At 54.4% G+C, this 6,398-nt stretch carries 4 protein-coding genes and 1 tRNA gene; 3 read left to right on the top strand and 2 right to left on the bottom strand.

The genetic code is table 11. From position 1 onward, the window contains the following. Nucleotide 1: 1 nt before the first annotated feature. Both AC07UY_RS20735 and orn read right to left on the bottom strand, forming a co-directional pair. Nucleotides 2–77: transfer RNA gene (locus AC07UY_RS20735), tRNA-Gly, on the bottom strand. Between the two features lie 207 nt (nt 78–284). Then, entirely contained in the window at nt 285–830 is a 546-nt protein-coding gene (orn, locus tag AC07UY_RS20730; protein WP_192610815.1) for an oligoribonuclease, read from the bottom strand. Nucleotides 831–936: 106 nt separating this feature from the next. On the opposite strand from orn, the gene rsgA reads away from it, so the two are divergent. From rsgA to mscM, 3 genes are all read left to right on the top strand, one after another. Continuing rightward, nucleotides 937–1,989, top strand: coding sequence for a small ribosomal subunit biogenesis GTPase RsgA (gene rsgA / locus AC07UY_RS20725; protein WP_494661657.1), 1,053 nt, complete (start codon nt 937–939; stop codon nt 1,987–1,989). 95 nt (nt 1,990–2,084) lie between these two features. Next, nucleotides 2,085–3,053: an archaetidylserine decarboxylase gene (gene asd, locus AC07UY_RS20720; protein ID WP_192610813.1), complete on the top strand. Its 969-nt coding sequence runs from the start codon at nt 2,085–2,087 to the stop codon at nt 3,051–3,053. A gap of 18 nt (nt 3,054–3,071) precedes the next feature. Then, the gene (gene mscM, locus AC07UY_RS20715; protein ID WP_494661658.1) at nt 3,072–6,398 is read left to right on the top strand and encodes a miniconductance mechanosensitive channel MscM; all 3,327 of its coding nucleotides are present in this window, start codon (nt 3,072–3,074) and stop codon (nt 6,396–6,398) included.

Genomic DNA, 6,398 nt, shown 5'->3' with positions numbered 1-6,398 from the left:
TTGGAGCGGGAAACGAGACTCGAACTCGCGACCCCGACCTTGGCAAGGTCGTGCTCTACCAACTGAGCTATTCCCGCAAATTTGTTGCTGTCGTAATTTGCATTTCTGCGTCGTTACGGGAGGCGCATTATACGAGAAATCCTTCCAGCTGCAACCCCCCTAAAAGCGATTTTTTTATTTTTTTGTTCAAGTGCCGAATTATTCACCAAAGCGCACAATTTAGCGGCAAAACAGCCATGACGCAAGTTCGTTGGCCGGATATCTGCGTTATCCGGCCCACACAATTACAGCTTAATAAAATGCTCGCGGTAGTACGCCAGTTCCGCCACCGACTCACGGATATCATCCATCGCCTGGTGTGTGCCCTGCTTGGTAAAGCCATCCAGAATTTCCGGCTTCCAGCGGCGCGCCAGCTCTTTCAACGTACTCACATCCAGGTAGCGGTAGTGGAAGTACGCCTCCAGTTCCGGCATGTATTTAAACAGGAAGCGACGATCCTGTCCGATACTGTTACCGCAAATGGGTGATTTTCCGGCGGGGACCCACTCTTTCAAAAATTCAATCGTCGCCAGTTCCGCTTCACGGTCGCCCACGGTACTTGCCTTCACACGATCTACCAGACCACTTCCGGTATGGGTACGCACGTTCCAGTCATCCATCAACGCCAGTTGTTCATCGGACTGATGCACTGCAATCGTCGGCCCTTCCGCCAGGATGTTCAGGTTGGCATCGGTCACCAGTGTCGCGATCTCAATGATGCGATCGCGCTCGGGATCCAGCCCCGTCATTTCAAGATCTATCCAAATGAGGTTGTTTTCATTGGCACTCATGCTATTTTCCACCCTTCAGAGGTCACGTTCAGTGTGACTATATTCATCTAAAATAGCGTGTATCATAGATGTTTTGCCCACAATGGGCGACCAGGAGCCAGTACGATTGAGTAAAAATAAACTCTCCAAAGGCCAACAGCGCCGCGTGAACGCCAATCACCAGCGTCGTCTTAAAACGTCCACGGAGAAGGCCGATTACGATGACAATCTGTTTGGCGAAACTGCTGAAGGCATTGTCATCAGCCGTTTTGGTATGCATGCCGACGTCGAATCCGCCAACGGTGAAGTACACCGTTGTAATATTCGTCGAACCATCCGTTCGCTGGTCACTGGCGATCGCGTAGTCTGGCGTCCAGGAAAAGCGGCGGCGGAAGGCGTAAACGTCAAAGGCATTGTCGAAGCAGTGCATGAACGTACCTCGGTGCTGACGCGCCCTGACTTTTATGACGGCGTAAAACCGATTGCCGCCAACATCGACCAAATCGTCATTGTCTCCGCCATTTTGCCGGAGCTGTCGCTTAATATTATCGACCGTTATCTGGTGGCTTGCGAAACGCTGCAGGTTGAACCGATTATCGTGCTCAACAAGATCGATCTGCTGGACGATGAAGGCATGGCCTTCGTTAACGAACAGATGGATATCTATCGCAACATTGGCTATCGCGTATTGATGGTATCAAGCCATACGAAAAATGGGCTGGAACCGCTTGAAGAGGCATTGACCGATCGTATTAGCATTTTTGCCGGTCAATCGGGCGTAGGAAAATCCAGTCTGCTCAATAACCTGCTCGGCCTGCAAAAAGAGATCCTGACCAACGATGTCTCCGACAACTCCGGTCTTGGACAGCACACGACCACCGCTTCTCGCTTGTACCACTTCCCGCACGGCGGTGATGTCATCGACTCCCCCGGCGTACGTGAGTTTGGGCTGTGGCATCTTGAGCCGGAACAAATCACGCACGGCTTTGTCGAATTTCATGACTATTTAGGGCATTGCAAATATCGCGACTGCAAACATGACGCGGATCCAGGCTGTGCTATCCGTGAGGCCGTAGAGAAAGGGACAATCGCCGAGACCCGCTTCGAAAATTATCATCGGATTCTGGAAAGCATGGCGCAGGTAAAAACGCGTAAAAACTTTTCTGATTCGGATAACTGACAACTAAGCTAAGCGTCGCTAGAATCGTCCCCCTTTTTCAGGATCCGGCGCGTATGCCGGATCAGGAACGACAAAACAATGGCCTGGAGGCTACCTTGTTAAACTCATTTAAACTTTCGCTACAGTACATTCTGCCGAAACTATGGCTCACTCGCCTGGCGGGTTGGGGCGCAAGCAAACGGGCGGGATGGCTGACCAAATTGGTTATCGACCTGTTCGTGAAGTACTACAAGGTCGATATGAATGAAGCACAGAAGCCGGACACCGCCAGCTATCGCACGTTTAACGACTTCTTTGTACGTCCGCTGCGTGACGATGTGCGCCCGGTAGATACTGACCCGAATATTCTGGTGATGCCGGCAGACGGCGTGATCAGCCAGTTAGGTCGCATCGAAGAAGACAAAATTCTGCAGGCCAAAGGACATAACTACAGCCTCGAGGCGCTGCTGGCCGGTAACTATCTGATGGCAGACCTGTTTCGCAACGGTTCGTTTGTCACCACTTACCTCTCCCCGCGTGACTATCACCGCGTACACATGCCGTGTAACGGTATTCTGCGTGAAATGATTTACGTGCCGGGCGATCTGTTCTCCGTCAACCATCTGACCGCGCAAAACGTCCCGAACCTGTTTGCCCGTAACGAGCGTGTCATTTGTCTGTTTGATACCGAATTTGGCCCGATGGCGCAGATCCTGGTCGGCGCAACCATCGTCGGTAGCATTGAAACCGTGTGGGCCGGAACCATCACACCACCACGTGAAGGCGTAATCAAACGCTGGACCTGGCCTGCGGGTGAAAGCGAAGGTTCTGTTGCGCTGTTGAAAGGCCAGGAAATGGGTCGCTTTAAGCTGGGCTCCACCGTCATCAACTTGTTTGCGCCAGGTAAAGTGAATCTGGTAGAGCAACTGCAAAGTCTGTCTGCGACCAAAATTGGTCAACCGCTGGCCACATCTACCGAGATGTTCACGCCGTCAGACGCGGCAACTGCGCCGGTTGCACAAGCGGAGATCGCCGCAGAACACGACGCCAACCCGCCAGTTGACGACAAAACAGAACAAAGCTAACAACAAAGGTAGACTGACGTGCGCCTGATTATCACTTTTCTGATGGCCTGGTGCCTCAGCCAGGGGGCGTACGCCGCGACGGCCCCCGACGCCAAACAAATCACCCAGGAACTGGAGCAGGCAAAAGCGGCGAAACCCGCCCAGCCAGAGGCCGTCGAGGCACTCCAGTCTGCGCTGAACGCGCTTGAGGAACGTAAAGGCTCCCTCGAGCGCGCCCAGCAATACCAGCAAGTCATCGACAATTTCCCAAAGCTGTCTGCGACATTACGCGCCCAGCTTAATAACCTGCGCGACGAACCACGCAACGTCCCACCGGGGATGTCCAGCGAGGCGCTGAACCAGGAGATCCTCCAGGTCAGCAGTCAATTGCTGGATAAAAGCCGCCAGGCTCAGCAGGAGCAGGAACGTGCCCGGGAAATTGCCGACTCACTGAGTCAACTTCCGCAGCAACAAACCGATGCCCGTCGCCAGTTGAATGATATTGAACGGCGACTCGGCACCGTTAGCGGCAACACCCCGCTAAATCAGGCGCAAAATTTTGGCATGCAGGCCGAATCCGCCAAACTGAAAGCCCTGGTGGATGAACTCGAGCTGGCGCAGCTTTCAGCAAATAATCGTCAGGAACTGGCGCGTATGCGCTCTGAATTGGCGGAAAAGCAGAGCCAACAGCTTGACGCTTATCTGCAAGCCTTACGCAATCAATTAAACAGCCAGCGCCAACGCGAAGCCGAACGCGCGCTGGAGAGTACCGAACTGCTGGCGGAAAACAGCGATGGTCTGCCCACAGGTATCGTCGATCAGTTCAAAGTAAACCGGGAACTGTCGCAGGCGCTCAACCAGCAAGCGCAGCGCATGGATCTGGTGGCCTCACAGCAGCGTCAGGCCACCAGTCAGACCCTGCAGGTACGCCAGGCGCTCAATACACTGCGGGAACAGGCACAATGGCTGGGCGTTTCCAATATGCTTGGCGAAGCGCTACGCGCCCAGGTTTCACGCCTGCCGGAAATGCCCAAACCGCAGCAGTTAGATACGGAAATGGCGCAGCTACGTGTGCACCGTATGCGCTATGAAGACCTGCTCAATAAGCAGCCTCAGTTGCGTCAGATCCATCAGGCTGACGGCAAGCCGCTCACCGCTGAACAAAACCGGATTCTGGACGCGCAGCTGCGCACCCAGCGCGAGCTGCTGAATTCCCTGCTACAGGGGGGAGACACGCTGATCCTTGAGTTGACCAAGCTGAAAGTCTCCAATAGCCAACTGGAAGATGCGCTCAAAGAGGTCAACGAAGCGACGCACCGCTATCTGTTCTGGACTTCCGATGTGAGTCCGATGTCACTCTCCTGGCCAATTGAGCTTGTTCAGGATCTGCGTCGGCTGATTTCACTGGATACCTTTAACCAACTTGGCAAGGCCAGCATCATGATGCTGACCAGTAAAGAGACGCTGCTGCCGTTGTTTGGCGCGCTGATCCTGGTCGGTTTTAGTCTTTACTCGCGTAAGCACTTCACCCGTTTTCTGGAACGTTCATCCGCCCGCGTTGGAAAAGTCACGCAGGATCACTTCTGGCTAACACTGCGCACCGTGTTCTGGTCAATACTGGTCGCCTCGCCGCTTCCGGTTCTGTGGGCCACGTTAGGGTTTGGACTGCGGGAAGCGTGGCCTTACCCGCTGGCCGTTGCGATAGGCGATGGCGTCACCGCTACAGTCCCTCTGCTGTGGGTGGTGATGATTTGCGCCGCCTTCGCGCGTCCAAACGGGTTGTTTGTGGCGCACTTTGGCTGGCCACGTCACCGTGTGGCGCGTGCGATGCGCTATTACCTGATGAGCATCGGCTTCATCGTGCCGCTCATTATGGCATTGATTATGTTTGATAATCTCAATGACCGGGAGTTCTCCGCCTCGTTGGGACGCCTCTGCTTCATGCTCATTTGCGGAGCACTGGCAATAGTGACCCTCAGCCTGAAACGTGCCGGTATCCCGCTGTATCTCGATAAAGAGGGCAGCGGCGAAAACATGGTCAACAGAATGCTGTGGAACCTGCTGATGGGCGCGCCGCTCGTCGCGATTTTTGCTGCCGTCGTGGGCTATCTGGCAACCGCGCAGGCGCTGCTGGCGCGACTGGAAACGTCGGTTGCCATCTGGTTCTTGCTGCTGGTGATATATCACGTCATCCGCCGCTGGATGCTGATTCAGCGGCGCCGGTTAGCGTTTGATCGCGCCAAACACCGCCGCGCCGAAATGCTGGCGCAGCGTGCGCGGGGTGAAGAAGAACAAGCACATTCGACCAGCCTTGAGGGAACCGTGGAGGTCGATGAAAGCGAAGTGGATCTCGACACCATCAGCGCCCAGTCACTGCGCCTGGTGCGTTCTATTCTGATGCTCATCGCGCTGTTATCGGTCATCGTGCTGTGGTCGGAAATCCATTCCGCCTTTGGCTTCCTTGAGAACATCTCGCTGTGGGATGTCACTTCTACGGTGCAGGGCGTAGAGAGCCTGGAGCCGATCACGCTGGGCGCCGTATTAATTTCGATTCTGGTGTTTATCATCACCACGCAGTTGGTTCGTAATTTGCCCGCGCTGCTGGAACTGGCGCTGCTCCAGCATCTGGATTTAACGCCAGGTACAGGCTATGCCATCACCACCATAACCAAATATCTGCTGATGCTGATTGGCGGACTGGTCGGTTTCTCAATGATTGGGATTGAGTGGTCAAAATTGCAGTGGCTGGTTGCGGCGCTCGGTGTTGGTCTGGGTTTTGGTTTGCAGGAAATCTTCGCCAACTTTATCTCAGGCCTGATCATTTTGTTCGAAAAACCGATTCGTATTGGCGATACGGTAACCATTCGCGACCTGACGGGCAGCGTGACGAAAATCAATACCCGCGCGACCACCATCAGCGACTGGGACCGTAAAGAGATCATCGTGCCCAACAAAGCGTTTATCACCGAGCAGTTTATTAACTGGTCACTCTCTGACTCTGTGACGCGTGTGGTGTTGACCATTCCGGCGCCTTCCAGCGCGAACAGCGAAGAGGTCACGCAAATTCTGCTGACGGCGGCACAGCGCTGCTCGTTGGTGATCGACAATCCGGCGCCGGAAGTGTTCCTGGTCGATCTCCAACAAGGGATTCAGATCTTCGAGCTGCGTATCTATGCCGCAGAGATGGGGCACCGTATGCCGCTGCGCCATGAAATCCACCAACTCATTCTGGCGGGCTTCCATGAACACGGTATTGATATGCCATTCCCACCATTCCAGATGCGTCTGGAAAGTTTGAACGGTACGAGGACAGGTAAAACGCTGACGTCTGCGGGTAAAAAGGGTCGTCCGGCGGGGAGTTTGTAA

Source organism: Citrobacter sp. GW821-FHT02E08, from assembly GCF_059421685.1.
Note: the sequence above shows the minus strand (reverse complement) of the source record. Positions and strands in the feature narration are given on the sequence as shown.

Bases quoted from the DNA above. Each gene is read 5' to 3' on its own strand.
- orn (WP_192610815.1), bottom strand. From the start codon at position 830: ATGAGTGCCAATGAAAACAACCTCATTTGGATAGATCTTGAAATGACG.